General features: G+C 38.9%; 21 protein-coding genes and 1 pseudogene. 12 read left to right on the top strand and 10 right to left on the bottom strand.

Annotation, left to right across the window (positions count from 1 at the left end; all coding sequences use genetic code 11):
• Positions 1-144: 144 nt before the first annotated feature.
• Positions 145-1,608 (bottom strand): hypothetical protein, encoded by a 1,464-nt coding sequence (locus CAL6303_RS00205; RefSeq protein WP_015195812.1) that lies wholly within the window; start codon positions 1,606-1,608, stop codon positions 145-147.
• A gap of 229 nt (positions 1,609-1,837) precedes the next feature.
• Between CAL6303_RS00205 and CAL6303_RS00200 the strand changes: the two genes are divergently transcribed.
• The gene (locus CAL6303_RS00200) at positions 1,838-2,578 is read left to right on the top strand and encodes a peptidoglycan-binding protein (RefSeq protein WP_015195811.1); all 741 of its coding nucleotides are present in this window, start codon (positions 1,838-1,840) and stop codon (positions 2,576-2,578) included.
• 193 nt (positions 2,579-2,771) lie between these two features.
• On the opposite strand, the gene CAL6303_RS00195 is transcribed toward CAL6303_RS00200, so the two are convergent.
• A complete protein-coding gene (locus CAL6303_RS00195; protein ID WP_015195810.1) occupies positions 2,772-3,656 on the bottom strand; it encodes an SDH family Clp fold serine proteinase in 885 nt (294 codons plus the stop codon).
• 525 nt (positions 3,657-4,181) lie between these two features.
• Here CAL6303_RS00195 and CAL6303_RS00190 point away from each other — a divergent pair.
• A pseudogene (locus CAL6303_RS00190) lies at positions 4,182-5,510 on the top strand (IS4 family transposase).
• Between the two features lie 507 nt (positions 5,511-6,017).
• Here CAL6303_RS00190 and CAL6303_RS00185 read toward each other — a convergent pair.
• Positions 6,018-7,904: a serine/threonine-protein kinase gene (locus tag CAL6303_RS00185; RefSeq protein WP_015195808.1), complete on the bottom strand. Its 1,887-nt coding sequence runs from the start codon at positions 7,902-7,904 to the stop codon at positions 6,018-6,020.
• Between the two features lie 433 nt (positions 7,905-8,337).
• On the opposite strand from CAL6303_RS00185, the gene CAL6303_RS00180 reads away from it, so the two are divergent.
• Both CAL6303_RS00180 and CAL6303_RS00175 read left to right on the top strand, forming a co-directional pair.
• Positions 8,338-9,237 (top strand): c-type heme family protein, encoded by a 900-nt coding sequence (locus tag CAL6303_RS00180; RefSeq protein ID WP_015195807.1) that lies wholly within the window; start codon positions 8,338-8,340, stop codon positions 9,235-9,237.
• Between the two features lie 166 nt (positions 9,238-9,403).
• Positions 9,404-11,275 carry an ABC transporter ATP-binding protein gene (locus CAL6303_RS00175; protein WP_015195806.1) on the top strand — a complete coding sequence of 624 codons (1,872 nt, stop codon included), beginning with the start codon at positions 9,404-9,406 and terminating at the stop codon, positions 11,273-11,275.
• A 153-nt stretch (positions 11,276-11,428) separates the two neighbouring features.
• Here CAL6303_RS00175 and CAL6303_RS00170 read toward each other — a convergent pair whose 3' ends face one another.
• Positions 11,429-12,217, bottom strand: coding sequence for an ion transporter (locus tag CAL6303_RS00170; protein WP_015195805.1), 789 nt, complete (start codon positions 12,215-12,217; stop codon positions 11,429-11,431).
• Positions 12,218-12,378: 161 nt separating this feature from the next.
• On the opposite strand from CAL6303_RS00170, the gene CAL6303_RS00165 reads away from it, so the two are divergent.
• Positions 12,379-12,810: a nucleoside deaminase gene (locus tag CAL6303_RS00165; RefSeq protein ID WP_015195804.1), complete on the top strand. Its 432-nt coding sequence runs from the start codon at positions 12,379-12,381 to the stop codon at positions 12,808-12,810.
• Positions 12,811-12,816: 6 nt separating this feature from the next.
• Here CAL6303_RS00165 and CAL6303_RS00160 read toward each other — a convergent pair whose 3' ends face one another.
• Entirely contained in the window at positions 12,817-13,473 is a 657-nt protein-coding gene (locus CAL6303_RS00160) for a response regulator transcription factor (RefSeq protein WP_015195803.1), read from the bottom strand.
• Complete coding sequence (locus CAL6303_RS00155; RefSeq protein ID WP_015195802.1) at positions 13,466-14,713, bottom strand: sensor histidine kinase; 1,248 nt, start codon at positions 14,711-14,713, stop codon at positions 13,466-13,468. Before CAL6303_RS00155 ends, CAL6303_RS00160 begins: the two co-directional genes overlap by 8 nt.
• A 194-nt stretch (positions 14,714-14,907) precedes the next feature.
• Between CAL6303_RS00155 and CAL6303_RS00150 the strand changes: the two genes are divergently transcribed.
• The 4 genes from CAL6303_RS00150 (at position 14,908) to CAL6303_RS00135 (ending at position 17,196) form a co-directional block, all read left to right on the top strand.
• On the top strand, positions 14,908-15,381 hold the full coding sequence (locus CAL6303_RS00150) for a Spy/CpxP family protein refolding chaperone (RefSeq protein WP_015195801.1): 474 nt from the start codon (positions 14,908-14,910) through the stop codon (positions 15,379-15,381).
• 319 nt (positions 15,382-15,700) lie between these two features.
• Positions 15,701-16,114 carry a Spy/CpxP family protein refolding chaperone gene (locus tag CAL6303_RS00145; protein WP_015195800.1) on the top strand — a complete coding sequence of 138 codons (414 nt, stop codon included), beginning with the start codon at positions 15,701-15,703 and terminating at the stop codon, positions 16,112-16,114.
• A 209-nt stretch (positions 16,115-16,323) separates the two neighbouring features.
• Positions 16,324-16,554, top strand: coding sequence for a regulatory protein SipA (gene sipA, locus CAL6303_RS00140; protein WP_015195799.1), 231 nt, complete (start codon positions 16,324-16,326; stop codon positions 16,552-16,554).
• Between the two features lie 87 nt (positions 16,555-16,641).
• The gene (locus CAL6303_RS00135; RefSeq protein ID WP_015195798.1) at positions 16,642-17,196 is read left to right on the top strand and encodes a peroxiredoxin; all 555 of its coding nucleotides are present in this window, start codon (positions 16,642-16,644) and stop codon (positions 17,194-17,196) included.
• 6 nt (positions 17,197-17,202) lie between these two features.
• On the opposite strand, the gene CAL6303_RS00130 is transcribed toward CAL6303_RS00135, so the two are convergent.
• Positions 17,203-18,390, bottom strand: coding sequence for a sulfite exporter TauE/SafE family protein (locus CAL6303_RS00130; RefSeq protein WP_015195797.1), 1,188 nt, complete (start codon positions 18,388-18,390; stop codon positions 17,203-17,205).
• Between the two features lie 347 nt (positions 18,391-18,737).
• On the opposite strand from CAL6303_RS00130, the gene CAL6303_RS00125 reads away from it, so the two are divergent.
• Both CAL6303_RS00125 and CAL6303_RS00120 read left to right on the top strand, forming a co-directional pair.
• Entirely contained in the window at positions 18,738-19,769 is a 1,032-nt protein-coding gene (locus tag CAL6303_RS00125) for a M20/M25/M40 family metallo-hydrolase (RefSeq protein WP_015195796.1), read from the top strand.
• Positions 19,770-19,854: 85 nt separating this feature from the next.
• On the top strand, positions 19,855-21,174 hold the full coding sequence (locus CAL6303_RS00120) for an ISNCY family transposase (RefSeq protein WP_015195795.1): 1,320 nt from the start codon (positions 19,855-19,857) through the stop codon (positions 21,172-21,174).
• A 68-nt stretch (positions 21,175-21,242) separates the two neighbouring features.
• Here the strand turns inward: CAL6303_RS00120 and CAL6303_RS28270 are convergent, their stop codons facing one another.
• Positions 21,243-23,825 carry a bifunctional serine/threonine-protein kinase/ABC transporter substrate-binding protein gene (locus CAL6303_RS28270; protein WP_015195794.1) on the bottom strand — a complete coding sequence of 861 codons (2,583 nt, stop codon included), beginning with the start codon at positions 23,823-23,825 and terminating at the stop codon, positions 21,243-21,245.
• 212 nt (positions 23,826-24,037) lie between these two features.
• Between CAL6303_RS28270 and CAL6303_RS00110 the strand changes: the two genes are divergently transcribed.
• Positions 24,038-24,628, top strand: a complete 591-nt coding sequence (locus CAL6303_RS00110) for a hypothetical protein (protein ID WP_015195793.1) — start codon at positions 24,038-24,040, stop codon at positions 24,626-24,628.
• 409 nt (positions 24,629-25,037) lie between these two features.
• Here CAL6303_RS00110 and CAL6303_RS30125 read toward each other — a convergent pair whose 3' ends face one another.
• Both CAL6303_RS30125 and CAL6303_RS00105 read right to left on the bottom strand, forming a co-directional pair.
• On the bottom strand, positions 25,038-25,184 hold the full coding sequence (locus CAL6303_RS30125; protein WP_015195792.1) for a hypothetical protein: 147 nt from the start codon (positions 25,182-25,184) through the stop codon (positions 25,038-25,040).
• Between the two features lie 33 nt (positions 25,185-25,217).
• On the bottom strand, positions 25,218-26,366 hold the full coding sequence (locus CAL6303_RS00105) for a glycosyltransferase family 4 protein (protein WP_015195791.1): 1,149 nt from the start codon (positions 26,364-26,366) through the stop codon (positions 25,218-25,220).
• Positions 26,367-26,619 lie beyond the last annotated feature (253 nt).

Below are 26,619 nucleotides of genomic sequence, written 5' to 3'. Positions count from 1 at the left end.
GGAATCCGGTTTGACTTCTATCAGACTTGGGTAATCCTAACGAGAAAAGTCAACTTTGAGATTGCTTTGTGAGGAATGTGGAGGCTAGTTATTGGGTGAGTTTTGTTTTATTTGATTTCCCAAAGCAAGAGGGGTGTACGGGGATCAATTCTTGCTACCGAAAAACTTTGGTGGTGTGAGGGTTTTTGCGTCTGTTTGGGTACGAATCTGACGGCTTTGTTCGAGAATTTGCTCAATATCTTCCTGAGATAAGCGTTGAACGTAGTTAATTTTGACTTCTTCTAAGAAGTCGGATAGTAGATCTTGGACTTCGGATACAACATGTTTTTTCTGAATTTCTCCACCTAAAGTATCGATGAAACGCTGTATAAGTTGACGTGAGAGTTTTCCGGATACAGGATCTTCGACACTGCTGATGATGGCTTTGTAAAGGTTGTTGGCAATTTCAGTGGCAATTTTTTCACTGAGTTGGGTTTGGATTTGCTCCAGTCCGGGAAGATGCGGCAAGTTGCGGTAGATGGGTGTTTGGTTGAGGGCGCTATCTATAGTGTGTCGTAAAATGGCGGTGATTTCAGGTTGAATTTGGGGTAATACTTGATAGAGAATCGCTTGAGTAAATATTGTGGTGATGGCTTCAACTTCATTAACGTTGTTTATGTCTATGTAGGGTCGATTAGTTTCTGGTTGCATTAACCATCGTGTTAATTCACCACGTTGAATTGAGCCTTGTAGTTGGTTAATTATGCGGATGACAACGATCTCGGTAATTTCTTCGGCAAAGTTGGCAACTATGCCCTGATGTAGTTGTTTGCGGATTGGCTGAAGGTTGATCAGATGGGCTTTATCTAAACGAATTAAAACTGGAATGATACGTAACCAGCGCATAAATGGGATGAATAGGAATAAATCATACCAGCGCCACAATATGGATTCTAGGTAGCTATATTCTGGGTTACGGCGTTTAATAAAATAGATGCGTCCGAGAAATTCGGTAATAAATATGACCAAAAATGGACAATCTATTAGCCAAAACTTATCGATAAACTCACCATTTTCACCAATTTGACGGTAGTATGTAGTGGCGATGGCGGGTTTGATTTGTTGGTTGAAATAGTTGATCTCTTGGTTCCAACCTCTTTGGGAAAGGTATGATTGACTCCAAAAAGTGGCAAAGGCTGCTTTTGCTGATTTTTTGTTAGTAGAATTAGCTTCTGATTTACTAATGCGATCGCGTATGCGATTTTTTACCTTCTCTAACGTTCCACTTTTACCTACGGCAGCAAAGGGATTACTCTCAATCATCTCATTGCTCAGGCGGCGTATTTCCTCTAACTTGGTTGCTACCTGGGACGATTGTAAACCTGTTTCAGCAACCTGTTCTTCTAACTGCTGCACTGTGTTTAAATAGGTAACTACATCACGATGAGGTTCAATACCTTTAATAGGGTCATATAACTGGGTTAGTTGAGGTAATTTTTTGAAGTAAAAATCTCTCCATACTATATAACTAGTATCAAATAAAACTAATAATAAATTGGTTGTGGCGATGAGGGCAATAAGTCTTTCAAACCATATTTTACTAAACTTTCCAGATTTAGTAGCTATCATAGATTGTCTCCAAAAATATAAGATTCATAGTATAAATAGTTAAATTTAATTTTCCACATACTGGTAAAGACTAATGCCAATGATAAATATTGTTAAATTGTTTAAATTTAAATTAATGTTATCAAAGTAGGCAAAAATCATGAATAATCAAATAAAAATGGCGTTAAAAAAACTCTGAATTAATTAACGTCAATATCAAAATAATGTCATCAAGAGGAGCCATTTCAATATGTGGTGTGGATTTACTAGATCTGGAGTTAATTTTGCTACTGCTTGTTTACTTGCAGTGGGCGTTGTTACTTATAACATATCTGATACAACTGCTCAAAATAGTAATGTTAATCCCGTTCGTCAAAGGAATTATACAAATCAAGAATTTCGTAGTGTATTACGGGGACTTGGTTACAAAATTAAGGTATCTGGCGATCCACTAACTGATACAGAAGCTAAAGCAGCAGTTAAAGAATTTCAAACTGGGTATAGATTAAAACCAGTTGATGGGATTGCTGGTCCCCAAACTCAAAATTATGCTGCTGGTATAGTCCGGATTTTGAATGCGAATCTGAATGTGGTGATGAAACCAAAGTCTCCTTTACCTCGTAGCAGGTTCTATGGCGAACAAACTGAGGCAATGATTAAGGAATTTCAAAAGAAATTTCAGTTGTCGGAGACGGGAATTGCTGATTTGGCTGTGCGACAAAAGCTAGATCAAGAAGCTAAAGTTATTCTTGGTGCTACTCCGGCAGTGCCGTCAACTAAGCCTTCACCATCCACAAAGCCTTCGAGAACCACTAAGCCTAAAGTTAAACCAACTCCAGCAGTAACGCCAACTCCTGTCACCACAATTACACCCGCACCGGAAGCCAGTCCCACGGCAACACCGTCTCCAGAAGAGACTTCAACTCCAGAAGCGGCTCCAACAGCAACACCAACTCCAACTTCAACTCCAACAAAACCAGCGGCTAAGTAGGAAAGTTTGAAAATGGCTGTTAGCTGCAATAGAAGCTTAGGGTATACAAACATCTGTACAAAATCATAGATGTTGAAGTTAAGGGATTAAGCGATCGCACAAACTCTCAAACTCTCAAACTATAAAGGGGTGAATAGATTCTTCACCCCTTTTATCATTGTATTTCTATCAAAATCAAACAGTTCTGTAAGTACTACCGCTCTAATTCTTCCATAGGTCTACCTTTCGGAGCGGGCATCATTGGACGGTTATCATAGGGCATGGGAATATACTGAACACTAGGTCTACCACCTTGGGGTTGAGGATATAAGTCCATTAATCCGTAAATTGAAAGGGGAAGCCCGACAGTGATGGGTAATCCCATTTCTGATGCTTCTTCAACGGTAATTGGGTAGTCGTGGGTAACACGTCCAGTAGTTAAAGCATCAATAATACTTTCGATGTTTTCCGGCTGTACTTTCTGTCTAGGAACATCGTCTTTTAATAAGGTACGGACAAAGCGCTGCACTTGTTGAATTGCTTTGCGGGAAATATCAGCCATAATTAGCGTTTGATCGTCAATTTCGCTGATGGGTTTATCTTCCACTACTTTAACTAAGCTAGCAGCGGGAAAATTGCCTAATTGGGGATCAACTGGACCAAGTACAGCATTAGCATCCATAATAATTTCGTCAGATGCTAATGCCAGCATCGTACCGCCACTCATGGCGTAGTGGGGGACATAAACAGTCACTTTTGAAGGGTGACGAATTAATGCCCTAGCAATTTGTTCAGTAGCAAGTACCAAACCACCAGGTGTGTGAAGAATTAAGTCGATGGGAACGTCAGGGGGTGTAAGGCGAATTGCCCGCAAAATTTGTTCCGAGTCCTCAATCGTGATGTAGCGCGAGATGGGAATACCTAATAGACTGATGGACTCTTGGCGGTGAATAAGTAGAATTACTCGGCTTTTACGTTCCTGTTGAAATTGTTGAAGAGCACGTAAGCGGCGATATTCGACTTGGCGACGCTGCCATATAGGTTGAACGGAAGAAAGTAGAAGGAAAATCCAGAAGATGTCACCAATACCAAAGCCCATAGTGATTTAGTTGTGAAAATAATGATTGCCGTAATTGATTTTGGCAATTTTTGGGTAATTACATTTCTATCTAAGGGGTGAATAGGGGAGAGGAAAAAGGGACGACAGAAACCCGGTTTGTTCAGTCAGAAGAAGAAAGATTATTGTATTTAACCCGCAGAAACTAGGTTTCCCTGGTGTACGAGAGATTGTGAAAAACGATTTATTAGCCCACGGAGGTGGGCTTTGTACCTATAGCCCTAGGCTTCAGCCCTACGGTGTACACACAAGTCAAAATAAACTGAATACTGCTTGAGGTCATCGGGAGGCAGCGGTTGCAGGAGAAGGATTTTTCGACCTCGGACGTTTCTTTAGTTTCCGCAGCCTTAAAAAGAAATTTTACTCCGATTAAAAGTAAACTAGTTGAGAAAGTTTTGGGTAATTATAAACGGTGAATAATCCTATACTTGTTCACGCCGAACAAATTGAGGCAGCCGCATTTGGAGACAAACGGCTGCAAAAAAGGGGGCTGCATTGTACTGGGCAATGCAGCAGCACCAATCTGTCAACATTCGACAAATAAGTACAAATAGGGCTGAACAAGTAGGATATTACCGTTTTTTGGAGAATTCGAGCGTGACAGTATCTGAACTCATACGCAGCATCTCGGATGATTGCTCGAAGCAAGTCGAAGGTAAGCATGTGTTAGCCGTAAGTGATAGTAGCGAAGTCAACTTACAATCTCATGCAGGCAGGTTAAAACTTGAAGGGCTAGGTGTTGTCGGCAACAACACAGATGTGGGATTTTTTATTCATCCAACACTAGTATTAGACGCAGAAAATGGCTTTCCGCTAGGATTAAGCACGGTACAACTTTGGAGTCGAGCTATTGATCATGCCTCAAAGCAAGAACGCAATTATCAAAAGTTACCAATCGAGGATAAAGAATCTTATAAGTGGTTAGCATCGGCACAACAAAGCGAACGATGTTTAAAGTGCGGTGACGCGATAATGGTAACTCACATCGGAGATCGAGAAAGCGATATATTTGAGGAATTTGCGACTGTCGCCAATCCATATAATCATATATTGGTCAGGTCTCGCCAAGACCGTAGATTATTTGGAAAGCCTGAATCATTTTATAGTTACTTAAATAAACAACCATGTGAGGGTACTTATACTGTTGATGTACCTGCCGAACCACGTATAGGTCGAATCGCAAGGGAAGCATTTTTAATCGTTCGCCGTGCAATGGTGAAAATTCAACGTCCAGATAAATTGAATGTCCGTGATTATCCAGAAAGCGTGACACTGTAGGCAGTCGAAGCTCTTGAAATCAATCCACCTGCGGGACAAGAACCGATTCACTGGCGATTATTAACAACTCACCGTGTGGTTTGCTTAGAACAAGCATTACAAGTTATTCAGTGGTACAGATGGCGCTGGCGGATTGAACAACTGTTTGCCACCCTCAAAACTGCTGGATTAAATATTGAAGCAACACAATTAGAATCAGTTGCTGCCATTCAACGATTAACTGTATTGGCATTATCACTTGCCGTGAGAATTCTGCAATTGATTATTGGACGAGATAATCCTCAATTACCCGCCAAACTAGCTTTTTGTGAGCAACAACAACAGTGCTTGTCTACTATTGCACCAACTTTAGAGGGCAAAACCCAAAAACAAAAAAATCCTTATCCTCCCAATTCTTTGCCTTGGGCAACTTGGATTATTGCTCGACTTGGTGGTTGGTCTGGTTACAGTTCTCAGAAACCTCCTGGAATTACTACTTTGGCTCGCGGACTTTACCAGTTTGAATCCACCTTTTTCGGCTGGAAACTTGCTCTGGGTCTACTTGTGTGTACACCGTAGGGCTTCAGCCTGAGGGCTTAGGTGATTTATAGGAATGATTTTACCAATTAGAAGGGCATACGGTTGTCTGCCCTACCATGTCATGGTAGCGCATATATCAATAATGATAGCCAGTATTATATACTACGAGGTGGTTCATGGTACTTTATTCCTGGTAGCTGCCGTTCTGCACACCGTTTTATTGATAGTAAAGCAGAACGCGTGTTAATTTACTACGATCTGGGTTTTCGTCTTGTTTGTGGAGTTAACAGAACTTCTGCTTAAATAATGACGTTGAATCCCAAATGCTGATGCGTGATGAAATAGAACCTATATATCCCATATTAAAAATTACGCGATTGTCACAATGGGAAGGTTGGTGCGTGACACCAAAAGCCTTATTTTTCGTTTTAAATTTATCTAAGTGTCACACACCCTACGAGAAAACACGTGCCAGTTGCGTAAGTACTAAAATTATGATGTTGAATCCCAAATGCTTGATGAAATAGAACCTATATCTATATGTCATCAAATCTGCTGGATTTCCCAAATTTTAATGGTTTCGTCATCACTAGCACTAACTAAAGTTTTGCCATCGGGACTGAATGCGATCGCGCGAATGTAATTACAATGTCCTGTAAGGGTGGCGATTTCTTTACCTGTGTTGGTTTGCCACAGTTTGATGGTGTGATCCCAACTGGCACTAGCGAGGATTTGTCCGTTTGGGGTAAAGCTGATGGAAGAAACGCTGTCGGTGTGGTTTTTGTAGGTACGAATTAATTTCCCTGTGGTAGCGTGCCACAATTTGATTGTGCGATCGCTGCTGGCGCTGGCAAGGGTTTTTCCGTTAGGATGAAAAATGACGCTGTTGACGAAAAATGAGTGACTTTTGAGGGTTATTATTTCTTTACCTGTACTCACTTCCCAGATTTTAATGGTGTTGTCGGCACTACCACTGACGAGATATTGCCCATCTGGACTAAAGTTGACAGATAGCACAGAGTCTGTATGGCTTGCTAATGTCTGAATTTCTTTGCCTGTGGTTGTTTTCCAGAGTTTAATTGTGCAGTCATTACTACTGCTAGCGAGTAATAAGCCGTTGGGATGGAAAGCAACGCTGTTAACCCAGTTTTCATGACCCGTCAGTGTGTGACTGTTTTTACCTGTTGTTTCCCAAAGTTTGATGGTGCGATCGTAGCTGGCACTGGCGAGAATATTTTGTTTAGGGCTAAAGCAGATATCCCATACAGAATCTGAATGACCAGAAAACCAACGTCCTAGACGACGGTGAATTTTTCCTGTACGTGTTTCCCACATTTTGATTGTATTATCGCTGCTGCCACTGGCAAGATATTGCCCGTCTGGAGTGAATGCGATCGCATAAACCATTCCCCCATGCCTTTTAATGGTATGTACGCATTGCCAACTTTGGGGTGCTGTGGTGTTTGCTTGAAAGGTGGTGGTTTGGGTGGAGGAAGTTAATGGTTTTATTGTTCTCCCAGAGGGATTTAAATTCCCTGTTCCCTGTTCCCTGTTCCCTGTTCCCTGTTCCCTGTTCCCTTTTAACCGTATTCGGGTTAAGTTTTCAGTTTTGTCAAAAGTAAACAGATTTAACCAGTCCTGAACTGACTGGGGACGATATTGCGATCGCATTGCCATTCCCTGAAGGATTGCTTGGTTTGTGCGATCGCTAATGTTGGGATTTAGTTGTTTTGGTGGTTGTAAATCAACATTTTGAATACGTTCTTCGGCACTTGTGGGTACTACTCCGGTTAGGAGAGTATATAAAGTAGCCGCTAATCCGTAAACATCAATATATTCACCCCTAGGTGCTTCCAGTTGATACTGTTCTGGAGGGGCAAATCCCGGTGTTCGATATACTGTATGTCGTTGAATAATGTCGGGTATAAATTCTCTAGCAATGCCAAAGTCGATTAATACAGCTTCCTGCTTCCCCATACGAAGCATAATATTACGGGGTTTGATATCCCGATGCAGCAAGCCTTTAGAATGCATCACCATCAATGCATCGCCAATTTGACGGATGTATAGTAGTGCTTCGGCTTCTTTAAGTATACCTGAGCGTTTTAAGCGATCGCCTAAATCTTCCCCCTGAATGAACTCCATCACCATACAGGGCAGATTTCCCTCATCAAAGATATTTTCGATTTTCACAATATGGGGATGTTGGCAAACCGCTAACCGCACCGCTTCATGGCGAAAATCTTGCCGTAATTTCTCTTGACGCGATTTCCAAACTCGGTTGTTGAGGACTTCTTGCCTAAGGGTTTTAATTACCCTTGGCTGATTCAAGGTATTTCTTGCCAAATAAGTTATACCTACCCCTCCTTCCCCTAGCTTGGCTTCAATTATGTAGCGACCTCCAAACAAAGGCTTTCCAGGATTCCATACCATTATGAACTCACCTGCAATATCAGTAAATATTGGTAAGTAGCAATATATTTATTTTCAAATATATAGATGATAAATTGGAAATTAAGTCAGAATACTCGCTTTGCAATCAGCAAGCTATATTCACTAACCAGACGGAATTAATTCTTTTGAAATACCAGCATGAAAGCTCAAGATATCCCACGATTCCCTTTACGCCAAACCCCTAAATTTATTGTGGCACTTTGTTGACAGATAATTTAGTTACGCAATGTCATATTTATCCATACACCAAGTTAACTAAGTGAATAATTAAGAAGAGTTACGTTTTACTGCTTTTTCTGCAAATATAATGAAAACAATTCCGTAAATAAGTTATTCGGTTTTGTAGCTAACTAAGATCCTGTCGAAAATCAGATACGATTGGATTGTTTCAGATGCAACTGGGTAAAGATATATGTTAAAAAATCTGCGTTTGAGACAAAAATTTACAATTTTGTTGCTAGTCATTTTAGTATTTGGATTGGGATTGAGCGGATTTGCCTTATCTTCCCTATTAAGGCATAATGCCAAAAATGATATTGCTGCAACTGGAATCATGCTTATGGATACCATGACTTCAGTTCGCAAATATACCAGTACTCAAGTAAATCCAGAACTAATTGCTCAGTTAGATACTAAATTTTTGCCACAAAGTGTTCCTGGTTATTCTGCAAGGGAAGTTTTTGAAATCTTGCGAAATAAAAAACCTGAATATAAGGAATCTTTTTATAAGGAAGCAACCCTTAATCCCACGAATTTACGTGATAAAGCAGATCCCTTTGAAACAACTATTGTAGAAAAATTTAGAAAAGATAAGACATTGAAGGAAGATAGCGGCTTCCGCTCAACTTCTGGAGGTGATATATTTTACGTTGCTCGTCCCCTTGCTGTTACCGAAGCTAGCTGTTTGGAATGTCACAGCACACCGGAGGCAGCACCAAAGAGTATGCTTGACAGATATGGTACGGCGAATGGATTTAATTGGCAGTTAAATGAAATAGTTGGCGCTCAAATCATCTCAGTTCCCGCTAGTCAGGTGATAAATAAGGCAAATCAGTCTTCTTTAGTAATTTTGGGGATTGTTTCGGCGATTTTTGTTTTAGTAATTTTCTTGGTGAATGTCTTTTTAAATTACCAAGTAATTGTCCCCCTCAAAAAAATCACCCGTGTTGCTGAGGAAGTCAGTACAGGACATATGGAAGTTGAATTTGAACAGCTAACTAATGATGAAATTGGCAACCTAGCGAAAGCATTTAAACGGATGCAATATAGCTTAGAAATGGCAATGAAGCGGTTGAAACGCACAAGTACTTGAAAATCTCAAGCAAAATTAACTTTTCGTCACCCGATTTTGAGGAAGTCAAAGGAAGTCATGTCGTTCCACGGCAGGCTCTCTTTGACAATCGGGTCTTTTTTATACATTATTTAGGGTATTGTTAAAATTCAGTTAATTGTCAACGTAAAAATTTATATCGAACTCCATGACAGACATAATCCTAGATGTTCGTAATTTACAAGTTGAGTTTTCAGGGGACGGCAAAAGTACCAAAGCTGTAGATGGCATCTCATTTCAACTGCGTCGAGGTGAAACCATCGGGATTGTGGGGGAATCAGGAAGTGGTAAATCAGTCACATCCTTAGCTGTCATGGGTTTGGTGCAAAGTCCAGGAAAAATCAGTGGTGGGGAAATTTTATTTAGTCCTCAACCCAATGCTAAACCGATAGATTTGGTACAATCATCACCTCAAGAAATGCAGTTATATCGAGGTGGAGATATAGCGATGATTTTTCAAGAACCCATGACTTCCCTAAATCCTGTATTTACCATTGGGTTCCAACTTACCGAAGCTATTTTAAGACATCAAAACATCTCCAAAGCCGAAGCAAAGCAAAAAGCGATCGCAGGACTGCAAGAAGTTAAGCTTTTACCTAGTGATGAGGTATTGCGGGAACAGTATTTAGAAACGGCAAAGCAAACAGGTACATCTGTAACACCCCACGATTTAACAGAATTAGTCAACCAGCATAAAAATAATATCCTCGAACGCTATCCCCATCAACTTTCAGGGGGGCAGTTGCAACGGGTAATGATTGCTATGGCAATTTCTTGTAACCCTTTGCTGTTGATTGCCGATGAACCCACTACTGCTTTGGATGTGACAGTGCAAGCAACAATTATTGAGTTGCTGCGAGAATTACAAGTGCGTCGGCAAATGGCGTTAATTTTTATTACCCATGACTTGGGCTTAATTTCCGAGATTGCCGACCAAGTAGCGGTAATGTATAAAGGAAAAATTGTTGAATCTGGCGACTCTGGACAAATTTTCTCTGCTCCTGAGCATCCTTATACTAAAGGTTTAGTAGCTTGCCGTCCATCACTAAATAGTAGACCCCAAAAATTACTCACCGTTTCCGATTATATGAGTACGAGGGAAACAGAAACGGGAGAAATTCTAATTCAAGCCAAAACCCCTAATACACCTATAGAAATTAGTCGGGAAGATATAATTCACCGATTATCAAATTTAGAAAAGCAACAGCCTTTACTCCAAGTGCGGAATTTAAAGGTGGGTTTTCCTGTGAAAGGGGTATTTGGTGCCACCAAGCGGCACCACATGGCGGTGGATAATGTCAACTTTGAAGTGAAATTAGGGGAAACATTAGGATTGGTGGGTGAATCTGGGTGCGGTAAAACCACCTTGGGCAGAACCTTACTCAGGTTAATTGAACCCATGAGTGGGGAGATTCTGTTTGAAGGTAGAGATATTACCGATTTAAAAGGTAAAGAATTACAGACATTGCGACGACAAATGCAAATCGTCTTTCAAAATCCTTTTAGTGCTTTAGATCCCCGCATGAAAGTAGGGGATGCTGTCATGGAACCCTTGTTAATTCACTCCATAGGTAAAACCTTAAAAGAGCGTCGAGAACGGGCTGCATATCTCTTAGAGAGGGTGGGATTGAGTGCAGATGCGATGGGTAGGTATCCCCATCAATTTTCGGGAGGACAGCGACAACGGGTATGTATTGCCCGTGCTTTGGCATTAAATCCCAAATTTATTATTTGTGATGAATCGGTTTCTGCCTTGGATGTGTCAGTTCAAGCCCAAGTTTTGAACCTGTTAAAAGAATTACAGAGCGAATTTGGTTTAACATATATCTTTATTTCCCATGATTTAAGCGTCGTTAAGTTCATGAGCGATCGCATACTCGTTATGAACCGGGGAAAAATCGTCGAACAGGGAACAGCAGAAGATATTTATTTACGTCCCCAGCAAGAATATACCCAAAAACTCATTGCTTCCATTCCCACGGGTAGCGCTGAACGGGTGAAACAGCGGCAGAGGACGTAAACCAATAGGCGAGGAAAAGGGGCAGGGGGCAGGGAGCAAGGGGGAAAACTGGAACGGGAGCTTGCACTGCAAAGGCATGTTACACTCTGCTCTACGCAAGGCGAAATAGCTCAGTCCCCCCGCTTCTTGTTCCTTTTCCCCCTGCCTCTTCAATCAAAGTCCTTGTTCTGGTTTGAGTTTTCTGCCGCATCTTTTGCAAAATTGGGCATCAATATCATGAAATACCAAACCACAACCTAAGCAAATTGTTTCAACTTGATTAGCTGTTTTTACCAATCGTCTAATTAAATCTCCAACTTGCCAAGGAATTAAGGCAATTCCAGTTAATATCATTAATACTGTTAAAAACCGTCCGAATTCGGAAATAGGAGTTACATCTCCGAAACCCACAGTTGTCATTGTGACGATGGAGAAGTAAAATGCATCTAAAAATGTGGCAAACACATCTGGATTAACAGGATGCTCCACTTGATAAATTAAACCAGAGTAAACAAATATAATTGCAAAGAGCGTAAATAAAATTCTGGCGAAAATACTTCCATCTTCAGTGCTAACACCAAGTAGATATTTACGATCAATAAATCGTAGCAATCTTAAAATTCTAAACCATCGCAGTAAACGAATAAAACTAATATCTGCTATGCCGAATAAAAATGGCAAAATCGCCATTAAGTCAATAATTGAGTAGAAGCTAAACAAATATTTGACTTTATTTTCTGCACTCCATAAACGCAACCCATATTCGATTGTAAAAATTACAACGATGAATTTATCTAATAGCTGTAAGTAGAGATGAAGTGTTTCAGGAATATTGTACGTTTCTAATACAAAAATTCCTGACGACAGCAAAACTAATCCAGCGATAGTTAAGCTTACAACTTTACCTGCTGGTGTTTCTAAGTCCTTTAAGTAAAAATCTGTTCGTTCTCGACTGAGTAACATATCTACTTTGCTGATTAGTTAGTAATAATGATAGGAATAAAGCTAGAATTGATATTGCTCATGTTATAACTTAAAATTAATTTTGTGTCATATACAGTTAATCTGTAAACAAAATAGTAAAAGTGCAAGTATATTTATTATTAATGGATTAAAAATTGATAATGGATGACCATAATTTTATGCGTGTTGCCTTAGAAGCAGCAAAAAAAGGAGATGCTCCATACGGTGCAGTCTTGGTTAAAGATGGAGAAGTGTTTGCCATAGCACATAATACAGTTAAACAAGATCACGATCCTTCGGCACATGCTGAAATTAATGTTATCCGTAAATTGACTGCTAAGTTAAAAAATCCATCTTTAGAGGGATATACTATCTATACCACTGGTGAGCCATGCCCGATGTGTGCAACAGCTTGTATATGGGCAGGAATATCCGAAATTATTTACGGTGCTTCGATTATAGATCTTGTTGAGGTGAATCAATCGCAGATTGATATATCCTGCGAAGAGGTGATTGCCAAAAGTTTTAGAAATATCCGTGTAACAAGGGGAGTTTTACGGGAGGAATGTTTAAGCTTATTTAAAAAGGGGTAATAAATTTTACTGATTATTGCCAATTCCCCACTCTTTTGCAAAGATTGCAGCTTGAGTGCGATCGCGTAAGTTCAAACGGTTTAATATATTCGTAACGTGATTTTTAACTGTTCCTTCAGAAATATACAGTTGCTGCGCTATTTCCCTGTTATTCGCACCGTTAGCAATCAGATGTAAAACTTCAGTTTCCCGTGGTGTAAGTTCAGCCAACACAGTTGGTGGTGTTTGTGTGGATACAGGATTTGTAGGGGGAAATTGCGTCAAAATCTTTTTGATAATCCCAGGTCCTAACTGAGTATACCCCTTGTGAACAGCGCGAATAGCTACGGCTAGCTCCTCTGATGGTGTATCTTTGAGCAAATAACCCATTGCCCCATTTTTTAAAGCTGAGGTTACATAGTTCTCGTCATCAAATGTAGTTAAAAATAAGACTTTAACTTGATGATATTGGCTTTGAATTTCTAGCGCTGCGGCAACACCGTCCATAATTGGCATTCTAATATCCATTAATACCACTTCAGGAGTTAGTTCTGCCACCAACTTAATTGCTTCTTTGCCATTTTCAGCTTCCCCAACTACTTCTAAATCTGGTTCTAGTTCTAATAATGTCCGTAAACCTTGACGGATTAAATGTTGATCATCAACTATTAAAACTTTAATCATACTTCCCCAAAGGAATTATCACTGTAATCATACAACCTTGACCGGGAGATGTTTCTATCTCCAAATTACCACCTAAAGCCATCGCGCGATCGCACATACTCTGCAACCCAAACCCTGTAGTATTTTGTCCAGGATTAAAGCCAACACCATTATCTTGTATTTGTAAATGCAATTTTCTCCGTGAGGTAAATAATTCTAATCTAATTTCACTGGCTTTTGCATATTTACAAATATTAGTTAAAGATTCTTGAATAATCCGATAGATGGGAATATTAATATCATTTGTCAAAGGTTCTTCTAAACTGATTGTATATAGTGGAGCTACATCTGTAGAATGTTTCACATCATTTAAAAGTGCAATTATCGCTTTTTCAAATGATTCTTCTTGCCAAGGTTGAATATTATGCGATACTCCATAGGAATCTTTATAAGAACGGATAGCTGAAACCGAATCTCTGACTTCTTGAAGTGCTGTAGAACCAAGTCCTTTGGCACGGGTTAAGAATTCTTTAGCTTTATTTGGATTAGATTGCCAAAGTTTTAAACCTGTTTCTAATTGCAAGTTCAAAGCAGTTAAGGAATGTCCTAATGAGTCATGAATTTCTCTAGCGATGCGATTCCTCTCTTCTAAAGTGGCTTGATTTTCTATTTTCAGAGCATACTCTCTGAGTTTTTTATTGGCAACTGCTAATTCTTCTTTACTTTTGCGTTCTGATAAAACAGTATTCATTAAAAGTAAAATAAAAACTAATGTTATACAAAATAAAATTGCTATATTAAAACCGAAAAAACGAAACTTTTCCCTATATATTGGTGCTAAAGGAGCTAAACGTGCAGGTGAATTATTCATCCTATTTGTTAAAGTATAGATAAATAATCCAAAAGATAAACTAGTAACAACTAGTCTTCCTGATAACTCAAAAATTAGACAACTACGGATGACTAAGATCAAAAATATCACAGGAAAAAGACCAAATGCTTTCACCCAATAATAATTGATGATAATAATTAAGATGATTTGAGCCGCTGTATAAAAGATTTTCTGAATTTCATTTGCCATCGGCAATTTTAAACCCATGATGGCAAAAATTATAAATAGAAAAATTGTTAATTCTGGATGACTTTCATCCTGATGACGTGATGGCAGTAATGAAGTTAAAGCCGTAATGGCTAGTAAAATCCATTCTAAATAAATTAGAAAGCGAAAAGGATGATTAGAGAATGTAATATGACGATTCATTATTGCTTTGGTTCCAAAATAAATATTTATTTCCTATAATTAGCATATTTATAGTTGTTTTCTAAATAATTTAAAGCTGAATCATGACTAAAGTCATATTCGTAATAATGACTTTTTCTCTATATACGTTCAGCTTAGTGGTTTATATGATGGTGTTATCGAAGCGAAAACTTGAACAACTCTAAAAAACGATTATGAATCTCAAAGCTTTATCACTTGCCGCTGGTCTTGTTGCCCTAACTTTAACTAGTACTTCCTTTACAGCAAATGCTCAAAATGATGTGAATGCACCGCATCTTCAAGGGCAAATGCAGAGTAAAGAGTGGAAAAAAGGTGCTAAATTTGAAAAACTCGGATTGACAGAAGCACAGCGCAATCAAATATCTGAAATTAATAAACAGGGTCGTTCGGAAATTATTAATAATGTTCTTACTTCCGAACAACGCGCTCAATTAGAAAGTTTAAATCCATCTGATAAAAAAGGTAGAGGGTTCAAACAACTGAATTTAACTGATGCCCAAAAGAACCAAATCAAGCAAATTATGGAGTCCAAGAAACAGCAGATAAATGGTATTTTGACACCCGAACAAAGACAAAAATTAGAAGAGATGAAACAAAATAGACGTAGTAATCGTCGTCCATCTGCAAATCAGACATCTAATTCCTAATTTTAAACCGCTTTTTCATGTCTCAATAGCTCCTTTAACACCCAGGTGAACAAAAATTGTTCACCTTTTTTCTACAATATTAGGCTACGATCACATCAACTTTAACAATTAAATTGTTGAGATAAATCTTCATCTGTACCATAAAAACAGAGAATATATCTTGCTATAAATAGATTTTTTCCTGATATTTGATTGGATTTCGCTATATTTGCCCTTAAAATCATTAGATTATATGAACTTAGACAAAATCCATAATTTCTCTGACATAGGTTTGTCTTCAGAGTTTCTATAATAGTGAGAACTAACCAGAAAATTTACAATGAACTACAAAAAACTTCCCTTGCTTGCTAGTGCTATTGCATTGACTTTAATCGCTTTACCCCACAATGCTAACGCTAAAACTCCCTCCACATCTACACAACAACTAGCGCAAGCACAACCACCAAGTATCAAGCTATCAGCTAAACAACAACAGGATATTGAAAAAATCCGCACAAAAGTACGTACCCAAGTCAAAAACGTGATGACGAAGCAGCAGATTCAGCAAATTGAAGCTGCAATGAAAGCAGGGCAGAATCCTAGAGACGCTTTTGCTAATGTCAAGTTCACTCAACAACAGCAACAAAGCCTTCGTCAAATTATGATTTCCTCCCAAAAGGAGATGGAAGGTGTTCTGACTGCTGAACAGAAGAAACAATTACAAGAGTATCGTCGGAGTCAACAACCTAAATAATAGAACAAACTAGTACAGGTCGGCAGAAGGTAAGAAAATCTATAAATAGGGTTTACCTGTATCAGAAATGATCAAAGTACCATTAGAAGAATATCTAGCTGGACTTGTAGTTATTTTTCGTGTTTGATAGTGGTATCTTGGCAATTTTAGATTTTAGATTCGATATGTAATCTAAAATCTAGAATTGATGATCATATTTACTAGTCACTATGTCTCCAGAATTCAAGGTCGGAAGTAAAGTTCGGATTGTTACTTTGCCCCAATATGTGAAAACAGCCGATTCTGTACCCATGTTACGTCCTCCCGACGTTGTGCAAGTTGGGGAAATTGGTGTGGTACTCGACCGTCGTCCAGGTGGTTACTGGAGTGTAAAATTTAGTCGTGGTGTATTTTTGATGGAAAGTCAATATATTGAGTCGGCTGAATCTGCGAACAGTTAACAGCACACAGTTATCATGGTTTATCCTGGTTAGCGATCGCAATTTCATCTGTACACTGATAAACAGATGTTATTTCGGTCTGTATCAATGATTTCTCGTCGCAATTTTATTCATATTTTCCTCGTGCTTGTTTTAACTTGCCTAGGATACTTCAACTCTACTCCCACAGCACAAGCTTTGGGTGGTAAATTACCTGAAATTAACCAACCAGCACCAGATTTTTCATTGCCTACCAACACTGGAGATGGAAAAATATCCCTCTCTGATTTGCGAGGAAAATGGGTAGTTGTTTACTTTTATCCCAAAGATTTTACCTCCGGCTGCACCATAGAAGCAAGGCGTTTTCAGCAGGACTTACCTAAATATTTGGAAAAAAATGCCCAAATCATCGGAATTAGCGCTGACGATGTGGACTCACATGCTGAGTTTTGTGATTCTGAAGGATTAAAATTTCCCCTTTTAGCTGATACTCAAGGTGAAGTTAGCAAAGCTTACGGTTCATGGATGAGCTTTATTTCTAGCCGCCATAGTTTTATTATTGATCCTGAAGGCATTCTGCGGGAGACTTTTGTCAAAGTTAATCCCAATATTCACAGTCAAGAAGTCTTTGCCCGGTTACAGGAGTTACAGCAAAAGGTATAACTGTTTTTAATTCCGGCTTTTAGTTTTCTTACAACGCAAAATCAGAACCCCAAAACTGACTACCACCAGTAAAACTATGGCAGATTGGTTTGCCCAGTTGAAACGGGATGAACCCAGGTAATGGGAACCAATTAAGATGGTGTGGATAACTGCGAAAATCAAAGCAGGAACACTCAAAAGGTGAATTTTTCGCCAATTTTCACCCAGCACTTTTTGGAATCTATCAAAACTTGTAAAAGCTGCGGGAGTTATCAATAGCAAGGCAATGACTCCCGCAATCATTCCCTGTTGGAAATTCGGAGGCAAAAATGCCAAAGCTGAGAAATTCCACTGTAGGGAATGTTCTATCATGTGAGAAGTGTGGGTAACTGCTAATAAATAAGCCCCAACTCCCAAAGCACGACGGCAAGATAGGGGAAAATCCCACCAAGGGCTAATAGGACGGGCAATTAATGCCAATATTAAACAAAGTAAAGCTGCATGTCCTGTATAATCTGTCATGGTGTCGCCAGTTCGCAGCAAAGTAATTATACCGATGAGTAACGTCACCCAACCACTAAGACGGAATAATTGACTACGCTGATCTTGACTCACCATGGAGATGGAAATTCCTACACCTGCCATCATTGGTAATGTTCCCATCCCAAATGCTAACATTGTGACTGCACCCATCTGAAAGTTACCGGTTTCCACTGCTTTAATTTGGGCTACGTATAAAAAGCCACATGGCATGAATCCCCAAGTCATTCCCAATAAGATGGGTGTCCACTGCTGTTTCTGCATCGCTAATTTTGTCATTCTCCCACTGAGGTGATTGTGGAGTTTACTCTGTAGGAGAGGTTGCAGTAGGGGAATTTGAGGTAGTAAATCGGGTTTGATATGTCCAATGCCAAACCAAATTAACATTAAGCCTGTAATCACTGATATTGTTTGGCGTAATTCACTACCTATTCCGGCAATTTGCCCACTTTGAAACAAGATTGAACCTACACCACCGATAGCTGCACCAACTGCTGTGTAGCTAAATATTCGCCCTAGATTAAGTAATGTATGGAATTTTACCTGATGCCAAAAAGTTGGAGATTTTTGTTGATTCGATAGGGAAAAAGCAACGGTTAATGGACTACACATCCCCAGGCAGTGACCAAAACTACCTAAAAATCCTAAGGTAAAAATCAGCCACAAGTCTAACATAGGTCTGGAATCAGAAGGGGAATATAGATGAATATCGAGTGAATGTCGAGAAAGCAGACTTTAGGTGACTACACATAAATACCAAAACATTATCTAGACGTTCAGCCGAAATGTCTCTACGTCTGGTCTATTTACCTGAAAATTGTTCATCTTAATTACTTACTGATAATTAACTCGTCACTTCTGTATTCTTACACTATATTAGGAATAAATCTCTTTAAGAACGATGGAATTGTAACTCAGGAATTATGTCAAACCTGATAAATGTTTACTGATTATTCTGGGAACTTTACGCAAAGTTTTTGATTCTGTCAAATGACGACTTGTCGAACTTGCTTGGAAAAATGATGAAAAAGTGGTTTTGGCTAGTACTATTGATTTTCGTAGCTTTGGGAGTCGTGGGTGTTAAGACTTTCTTTGTGAAAACTCCAGCATCGGTGATTGACACAATTAAAGTTGATGATTCTTTACCCATTGTTCCAAATCCTGCCAAAACTGATGATACTTTGCGGGTTTCGGCTGATAGGTTATTTAGTCATATTCAAAAGCTTGATTTTGAGCGCTATAGTGATGGAGAGCGATCGCGTACTCGAAACTATATCACTAATGAACTGAAAAAAAATGGCTGGAAACCACAGCTACAAAGGTTTTCTGAAGGTGTAAATGTTTTTGCCCAACGTCAGGGAACTAACAAGGCAGCAGGAGCGATTCTTGTAGCCGCCCACTATGATACAGTTATGCGATCGCCTGGTGCTGATGATAATGGTAGTGGAGTTTCTGTCGCGTTGGAATTAGCCAGAATTTTCGCTTCCCATCCCACACCTCGCACTCTCCAATTAGCTTTTTTTGACAAGGAAGAAGCTGGACTTTTGGGAAGTCGCGCATTTGTAGCCAAATCTGGAAAACTTCAGGGCTTGGAAGGTGCTATTGTAATGGATATGGTGGGTTATGCTTGCTATACAGAAGGATGCCAAAAGTATCCCGCTGCTTTACCTGTAACTCCCCCCAATAAACTTGGTAATTTTCTGGTTGTCATAGGTGATACTGAGCATTTACCTTTACTCAATGCCTTTTCTCACCCTGTAGATACTGATACTTATTTGCCTTCAGTATTACCTTTACCCATACCGATGAAAGGCTTACTGGCACCCGATACCCTCCGTAGTGATCATGCTCCATTCTGGTATCAAGGAATCGGTGCAGTGTTAGTTACAGATACCGCAAATCTCCGTACACCCCATTACCATCAACCAAGTGATAAACCTGCATCTATAGATAGGAAGTTTTTCACGGGTGCGGCACAAATTATTGTTAATACAACCCAAGATTTATTGGAAAACACTACTAGTTTGAATACATCAGATATTCAGCAATTCTAAATTTAAGAATTGACAAGGGATTGAACGGCATGAGTCAAAATATGGGGAAAATAAATTTGACCCAAAGTCGCAAATAGATGAGCAAATGATAGAAATATTGGGATTTGCAGATCTTCTTGGATATTTACAGGCAGCCGTAGGCAAAATGGAAGATCCACGAAAGGATAGTCCAAACAAACAATACAGTATTAAGGACGCAGTACTGAGCGCGTTTGGTGCATTTTTCATGCAGTGTGAATCATTTTTGGAGTATCAAAGACAACTAAATAGTCGAAAAGGGCGAGATAATACTCAAACTCTATTTAAAGTATCTAAAATTCCCACTGATAATCAGATTCGTAATATTATTGACCCAATCAAAGTGGTGACACTATTTGAAGTATTCGAGCATATTTACCGGATATTAAAAACCAAAGGATACTTAAAACCATTTGAAGTTCTGGGTGGACAATTATTAGTTAGCTTAGATGGAACCGAGTATTTTTCATCCAAATCAATCCACTGCGACCAATGTTCGCACCGTACTCATAAAAACGGAACAGTAACTTACTTTCACAGCGCTATTCTTCCAGTAATTGTTGCACCTGGACAAAAGCATGTAATCAGCCTCGACCCAGAATTTATAACGCCCCAAGACGGTCATGAAAAACAAGACAGCGAGGTGGCGGCAGCAAAACGCTGGATTCATAGACACGTAGACTTTTTTGATGATGCTAAAGTTACCCTGTTAGGTGATGACCTTTATAGTCGGCAACCAATGTGTGAATTGCTCATTAATCAAGGCTTTCACTATATTTTTACCTGTTTACCTGAATCTCATATTACCTTATATGATTGGTTGGAATATCTGAATGCTAATGGGGAAATCAGCCATCTTACCATTAGGAAGCGTCATGGTCGTAAATGGCATTTCTACAATTACCGATGGGCTAATAACATTCCTCTACGGGATGCTCAACCTGCTTTGTTAACTAATTGGTTTGAACTGACCATTACTTGCGACCAGCAGAACATATTCCAAAACGCTTGGGTTTGCAATCGCTGCATCACTAACGATAATGTCATCGAACTTGCTGATTCTGGTCGTGCTCGATGGAAAACGGAGAACGAGAATCATAACGTACTCAAAACTAAAGGCTACCACCTTGAACATAACTTCGGACATGGTAAACAACATTTAGCTTCCTTTTTGCTGACCTTAAATCTGTTGGCTTTTTTGTTTCACACGGTCTTGCATCTAGTTGACCTATTCTACCAACAGATTCGCTCCCTGTTAGGAACGCGCAAACGTTTCTTTAATGATTTGCGTACCTTGACTACTTACTTTATTTTTAACTCGTGGCGGCATCTGATTTCTTTTATGCTAGATGAATTTGACCCCATCTGTCCAGCCAATTCCTCTTAGAGAGCTAAATTTAGAATTGCTGTCAGATATTGAAGGGGCTTGACTTTTTGAACTATTTATGATTCAAGTTATTCAATTGGCTCAAATTTCAGATTTCCCTCAGTATTGCGCTTAACTTGGAACAGCACAGATAGCCCTGGTACGGGAATGCGATCGCGCTCTTGAAATTTTACTATTGCTGTGGCACCTTGGGCAACAAAGTTAGGATTTTTTAGGGTTTCATAGACATTCAAGCGGGTGAGTGGTTTTCCTTGCTTGGAAAGTTGCTGCAAAGCTGTAACTAGGGTTTCCATCGCATCATAGGTAGAAATTGTCCGCCAACTCACATCAGTTGTTCCCCAAAATTCTTGAGATTTTTTTTCAAACAGTTTAAAGTTTTCGTTAGATTTATTCTTGGCAGATTTTAAATTCACGTAGACAGGAACTACCATCCCTTCAGATGCTTCTCCTGTTTCATTTAAAACAACCTGACTATAAACGGTATCTCCACCAATTAATTGAAGATTTAGCTGATTATTTCGATTAGCATTTATAACTGCCCAAACTTCACCTTCCGCAGGTGTGGCTAACATCAAAACCTGTGATTTATTCGACTTAGCTAATGCGATACATTGCCTTGGTTGTTTCTCTTTTAAGTTACATTCGATGATATCTGTTGCTTGCACACCTTTGTTTTTCATTCGCATGATAAATTCTTCCTTCAAGGAAATGGAAAATTTATCTCTCGAATTAAACACAACTAAAACCCTTTGTAAATTTAATTTATCCCGCACATAACCAGCTAATTTTTCTGCTGTGAAGCGATCATTGGGAACTACTCTAAAAACATAGTCATTCAAATTAATGGCATGTTTAACTTGGATATTTTGGGTTTTTCTCACAGCACTGCTACTAGGAGAAATCAGAGGAACACGATTATCTTGATATTTGGTATTTCCCAAAACATTACCAGAAATTAAGGTAATATCAGATGTATAATGACCAATAGCACCAATAATATTAATTCTCGATTCTTCTTCCCCAGGAATATTATTCTCGATGATATGTTGAGCCATTCTCTTAGTAATCTCTGAATTCTCATCATCTTTACCCAGAATTACCTCAACCAATTGTCCCTTAATTCCCTGATTACTGTTAATTTTATCTTGAGCTTGAGCAATTCCCCTTAACATTTCCATTGTTACGCTGTCATTTTCAACTTTACCGCTAGTAGTAGCAAGAAAAAGCGTCAAAGGGTTTCCAGCTAAGTTAGCTTTTGCGTTGTTAAGGAAAATGATTGTTTCGGGATCTCCAGAACATTCAGATTTACTATTATTTTTACGAGTGTCCGCAAATAGTTTGATTGCTTCTTGGAATTTTTTCTCGGCAATTTGGTATTTTTTCTGTTGAAAGGCTTCCATCCCTGCGGCTTTAGCTTGATAACCTGGTTGACATTGGGGAACAGTTGAAACCTGCGTTGTGATACTTTCCTCTCCCCGACTAAAATAATTCACAGCTAAAGGCTCAATTATTGGGGTTGGTGGTGGGAAAATGGTACTATATAACCAATAGAGACAGAGTGCGATCGCGCCTATGATCCCCCCACCTCCTAAAGCCAGTAACCAAATCGGCAAATTACCATAACTAGTTTTAGAAGGGATTAAACCTGCCATCTTCAAAGCTTTAATCACATCATCGGCTGATTGGTAACGATTTTTGGCATTGGCTGCTAACATCTTGTTTAAAATTCTTGTTAGCGCTGGTTTAACTTTGACTCGATTTTGCCAAGAATTCAAATCATAAGGAATGCCTAAAGTTTTCGGATTTTCACCTGTTAGTAAATTCACACAAGTTGCAGCCAAAGAATACAAATCAGAGGAAAAAGAAACTCTTGTTCCAGCTTCCTGTTCGGGTGGTGAAAAACCACGAGTAACAATTATATTTTCAGTTTTATCTGCCTGATTTTCCACCTTTTGAATTACTTGTTTAACAGCACCAAAGTCAATCAAATAGAGTTTTTTAGTTTGTTGGTGTCTAATAATGTTATTCGGCTTGATATCACGATGGATAATTATTTTTTTGTGATGACTATGAATAAACTTGAGGATGTCTAAAATTTCTAATAAAACTTGGGCAACTTCAGCCTCATTAAAAAAACTGACTCCTGCGTCTTTTCGTTTTTGTAATTCTTGACTTAAATCATCACCTTCGATATATTCCTGTACTAAATAAAATAGTTTTTGTTGTTCTTCTAAAGGTACTTGATTTGAATTTGGTATATATTGGGGAATCGATAACTCAAAAAAAGCATAGAGTTGGGGAATCTGAGGATGCTTTAATTCTTCTAGAACTTCTGCTTCTTTTCTAAAAAGATTTTCTACTAACTTGATTTCATCTTGGGACAATGAAGTGCGAGGATATAACTGTTTAACAATCCGTCGTTTCTTCTCGCCTAATATTTCACCTGGTGCATTCAAATCTAAAACGATAAACGTCCTACCAAAACCACCACTACCCAATTCCTGTAATGGTAAATATTGATTTTTTAAAATCAACGGCATTCCGCATGTAGAACAATATCGCTGAGGTGTACTTCCATGCGTCAAATATTTTTCGTCAATATCATTTATATGTGGTTCATCACCACATGGACGGGTGCAATATACTCGCATTGGTTGTCCTGGTATATGAATATTATAATTGCTTCACAGCTATTAGCTGGCGCAGAAAATCAGACGCATATAAAATATTAAGTAATCTTTAAACAGGCATGAGTGAAATTAAACTTTATCTCAATTTAAAAATATCAGAAACTTATGAGCCATAATATCACGACTTAGTGAGTATAAATGATTGATCGCTCGATATATTGATAATGATAATCATGAAATTACAAAAAATCTGCCTTGCTGCTTCCGTATTGATGATTGCAGCCACTTCTGTTTACATTGTCCCAGTAAATGTAGTCGCCCAACCTAGTACCCCCGTAAAACCAGTCCCCAAACCCACTAATTCACCAAAACCAGTTCCTAAACCTCTCCCGCCCATCAAAGCAAACCCAGTTTTTCAAGCTGTAGTACCGCAAATTAGAAAAGTTACGAAGATTCCAGTTTTACTTCCCAAAGAAATCCCCACTTCAGAGGGAGAAAGTCAATTGTACGCAACTGTACAAGGAGCTACTGCTCAAAAGTATCAAGTTATACTAGGTTATGTTCCCGATTGTAATGGTGGAACTGCTTGTAGATATGGTGAAGTTAGTGGAGAGGCGGTAAGAAATCAAACTCCTCGATTGACAGGAAAGGCAATATTTTTACGGAAAGGTGTAACTGGCTATTTTAGCCCTTCTAGATGCGGGGCAAATTGTTCCGATGCAATTGTTATGTGGCGACAAAAGGGTATTCAGTATAGTGTAGGTATAAAGGCTGCACAGCAAGTTGATTTAGTGAAAGTAGCAAACTCTTTTGTTGTACCTTAAATTTCCCTTGCTGCCACTCCTTTGAAAGATGATAGGACTTAGGCAACTGGCACATTTTTTTCGTAGGGTGTGTGACACTTAGAACCCACATTCCGCACCCTTAACTGTCACAATCTGTTATTACGTAAATTGATTAATGAAAAAGGAGTAAAAAGTTACATTTTTCTTAAAAAAGACAGATTTTGAACAGAAAATTTATCAAATGATTCTCAATAAGTATCAACAAATACAAGAGTGGTTTGGTGGCAAATTTTCATAATCAAATTTTATTCCGATAGTTCTAATACATCATTAGAAATTATAAAGAATGGAAAATAAAGTTCAAAAGTAGCTGTTTGTTGATTGCAGAAAGGTTCAATTAAACAAGGGATTTGGGCAATTTTCCCCAGTATACCAAGTGTTTCCGGGTTCACAGTGGTTGTGGGGATGGTGAAAACCAAATATCTACAAAATGCAGTTCTCCGGAAACTTCAAAGTTGGAATTGACTTCTCCAGGGGGAGATAAAAATTCTTCAAAAAATTGTTTAAAAAATTGGTGTAATGGTGTACGACTCATATCAAACTTATAATCAGAGTTAAAGTTGTGATATTACGCTCTACGACTAACTTGCATTCTCGGTTGTTGTAAAATTGTTTGATATAGTGCTTCTAACTGAGATACGTTGTCTTTGAGTGTGTATTTTTCTAAGATTCTTTGTCTAGCTTTTTGCCCTAAGACGGTTGTAAGTTCAGGGTGATCCTGGAATAATGGTAGCAAAGTTCGTAATTGCGATCGCGTACTCTTTGTACTCAAGACTACGCCTGCACCTTTCTCTAAAACTTCGCCATCAGCACCCACGTCTGTAGCTAAACATGCCAAACCACTAGACATTGCTTCTAATAAAGATAGTGATAGTCCTTCCACCAGTGATGGTAAAATAAACACATCTGCCCCCCGTAATATTTCAATCCGGCGAGCTTCATCAGCAATAAATCCTAACCAAATAATATTGTATTCTTCACCATAAAATGACTCTAAGGAAGACTTCAATGGTCCATCACCAACTATAAGTAGTTTACTACCCGGATCCATTGGTGCTTGCCTCCAAGCCCTCAATAAAGCTTCTACATTCTTCTCGGCGGCAATTCTACCTTGATAAACAAATAAGCGTTCAGCTTTAAATTCAGCTTTAAGTTGAGAACTTCCTGGGGAATATTTATCTGCATCAACCCCATTGGGAATAACAGCAATATTCGCTTCTGGTACACCTAAACGCGCTAAAAGTTCCCGTTGGATTTGCGAAAACACAATCACGCTGTTGTAGTGCCCCAAAAACGGTGCATAAAGCTGATAAGCTAACAGTTGCGTTCCTGAAACTAGTTTCGCACCTTTACCCGCGAAAGGTGTGTGAAAAGTGGCAATCAATGGTAAGTTTAATTCTTCACAAATTTCGGGCAGAAAAAAATCTAGTGGAGATAATGTTAGGGAAGCATGTACAACGTCAGGTTGAATTTGCCGTAACGAATCGGTTAAAACTTTAGTCGCTTTGAAAGTCGGGATTGTATAAACTTGGGACTTATAAATAAAAGGTAGGGATACTTCCCGGCAATTTGGCCAATTTTCAGGATCGGTGTCTTCTTGCGCGAAGTGTAAAAAACTAACTTGGTGTCCCCGGTCTAACAATGCATTGGTGATTTCTCGACTGTAGGTAACGTTACCGCAAAAGGGTGACTTTTTTCCAATCCAAGCTATACGCATTATTTATTTATGTCGAAAAAGCGAGTTGATTTTGATGGAATTTTATTTGGCGATGCTGCAACTACTGCAAGCATAAACTATCACCAAATTACAATTAAACTAATATAAATTAACTTTTCTGAATTTAGCGCATTTACCTACTGTTTTTGTCAATTTTTTAGCTGTTGTTTTAGATGTGTAAAGAGCATTTAGTACTACATCACACATGCCAAAATCACAATCGGAATTTTTGAGCAACGAGTGTAACTCAATT

Origin of the sequence: Calothrix sp. PCC 6303, from assembly GCF_000317435.1 — a bacterium.
Taxonomy (GTDB): domain Bacteria; phylum Cyanobacteriota; class Cyanobacteriia; order Cyanobacteriales; family Nostocaceae; genus PCC-6303.
The sequence above is the reverse complement of the archived record's forward strand: the minus strand, read 5'-3'. Positions and strand labels throughout refer to the sequence as shown.

Excerpts from the sequence above, each read along its gene's own strand:
- CAL6303_RS00205 (WP_015195812.1), bottom strand. The coding sequence starts at position 1,608 with ATGATAGCTACTAAATCTGGAAAGTTTAGTAAAATATGGTTTGAAAGA.
- CAL6303_RS00200 (WP_015195811.1), top strand. The coding sequence starts at position 1,838 with ATGTGGTGTGGATTTACTAGATCTGGAGTTAATTTTGCTACTGCTTGT.
- CAL6303_RS00195 (WP_015195810.1), bottom strand. The coding sequence starts at position 3,656 with ATGGGCTTTGGTATTGGTGACATCTTCTGGATTTTCCTTCTACTTTCT.
- CAL6303_RS00185 (WP_015195808.1), bottom strand. The coding sequence starts at position 7,904 with ATGGTATGGAATCCTGGAAAGCCTTTGTTTGGAGGTCGCTACATAATT.
- CAL6303_RS00180 (WP_015195807.1), top strand. The coding sequence starts at position 8,338 with ATGTTAAAAAATCTGCGTTTGAGACAAAAATTTACAATTTTGTTGCTA.
- CAL6303_RS00175 (WP_015195806.1), top strand. The coding sequence starts at position 9,404 with ATGACAGACATAATCCTAGATGTTCGTAATTTACAAGTTGAGTTTTCA.
- CAL6303_RS00170 (WP_015195805.1), bottom strand. The coding sequence starts at position 12,217 with ATGTTACTCAGTCGAGAACGAACAGATTTTTACTTAAAGGACTTAGAA.
- CAL6303_RS00165 (WP_015195804.1), top strand. The coding sequence starts at position 12,379 with ATGGATGACCATAATTTTATGCGTGTTGCCTTAGAAGCAGCAAAAAAA.
- CAL6303_RS00160 (WP_015195803.1), bottom strand. The coding sequence starts at position 13,473 with ATGATTAAAGTTTTAATAGTTGATGATCAACATTTAATCCGTCAAGGT.
- CAL6303_RS00155 (WP_015195802.1), bottom strand. The coding sequence starts at position 14,713 with ATGAATCGTCATATTACATTCTCTAATCATCCTTTTCGCTTTCTAATT.
- CAL6303_RS00150 (WP_015195801.1), top strand. The coding sequence starts at position 14,908 with ATGAATCTCAAAGCTTTATCACTTGCCGCTGGTCTTGTTGCCCTAACT.
- CAL6303_RS00145 (WP_015195800.1), top strand. The coding sequence starts at position 15,701 with ATGAACTACAAAAAACTTCCCTTGCTTGCTAGTGCTATTGCATTGACT.
- sipA (WP_015195799.1), top strand. The coding sequence starts at position 16,324 with ATGTCTCCAGAATTCAAGGTCGGAAGTAAAGTTCGGATTGTTACTTTG.
- CAL6303_RS00135 (WP_015195798.1), top strand. The coding sequence starts at position 16,642 with ATGATTTCTCGTCGCAATTTTATTCATATTTTCCTCGTGCTTGTTTTA.
- CAL6303_RS00130 (WP_015195797.1), bottom strand. The coding sequence starts at position 18,390 with ATGTTAGACTTGTGGCTGATTTTTACCTTAGGATTTTTAGGTAGTTTT.
- CAL6303_RS00125 (WP_015195796.1), top strand. The coding sequence starts at position 18,738 with ATGAAAAAGTGGTTTTGGCTAGTACTATTGATTTTCGTAGCTTTGGGA.
- CAL6303_RS00120 (WP_015195795.1), top strand. The coding sequence starts at position 19,855 with ATGATAGAAATATTGGGATTTGCAGATCTTCTTGGATATTTACAGGCA.
- CAL6303_RS28270 (WP_015195794.1), bottom strand. The coding sequence starts at position 23,825 with ATGCGAGTATATTGCACCCGTCCATGTGGTGATGAACCACATATAAAT.
- CAL6303_RS00110 (WP_015195793.1), top strand. The coding sequence starts at position 24,038 with ATGAAATTACAAAAAATCTGCCTTGCTGCTTCCGTATTGATGATTGCA.
- CAL6303_RS30125 (WP_015195792.1), bottom strand. The coding sequence starts at position 25,184 with ATGAGTCGTACACCATTACACCAATTTTTTAAACAATTTTTTGAAGAA.
- CAL6303_RS00105 (WP_015195791.1), bottom strand. The coding sequence starts at position 26,366 with ATGCGTATAGCTTGGATTGGAAAAAAGTCACCCTTTTGCGGTAACGTT.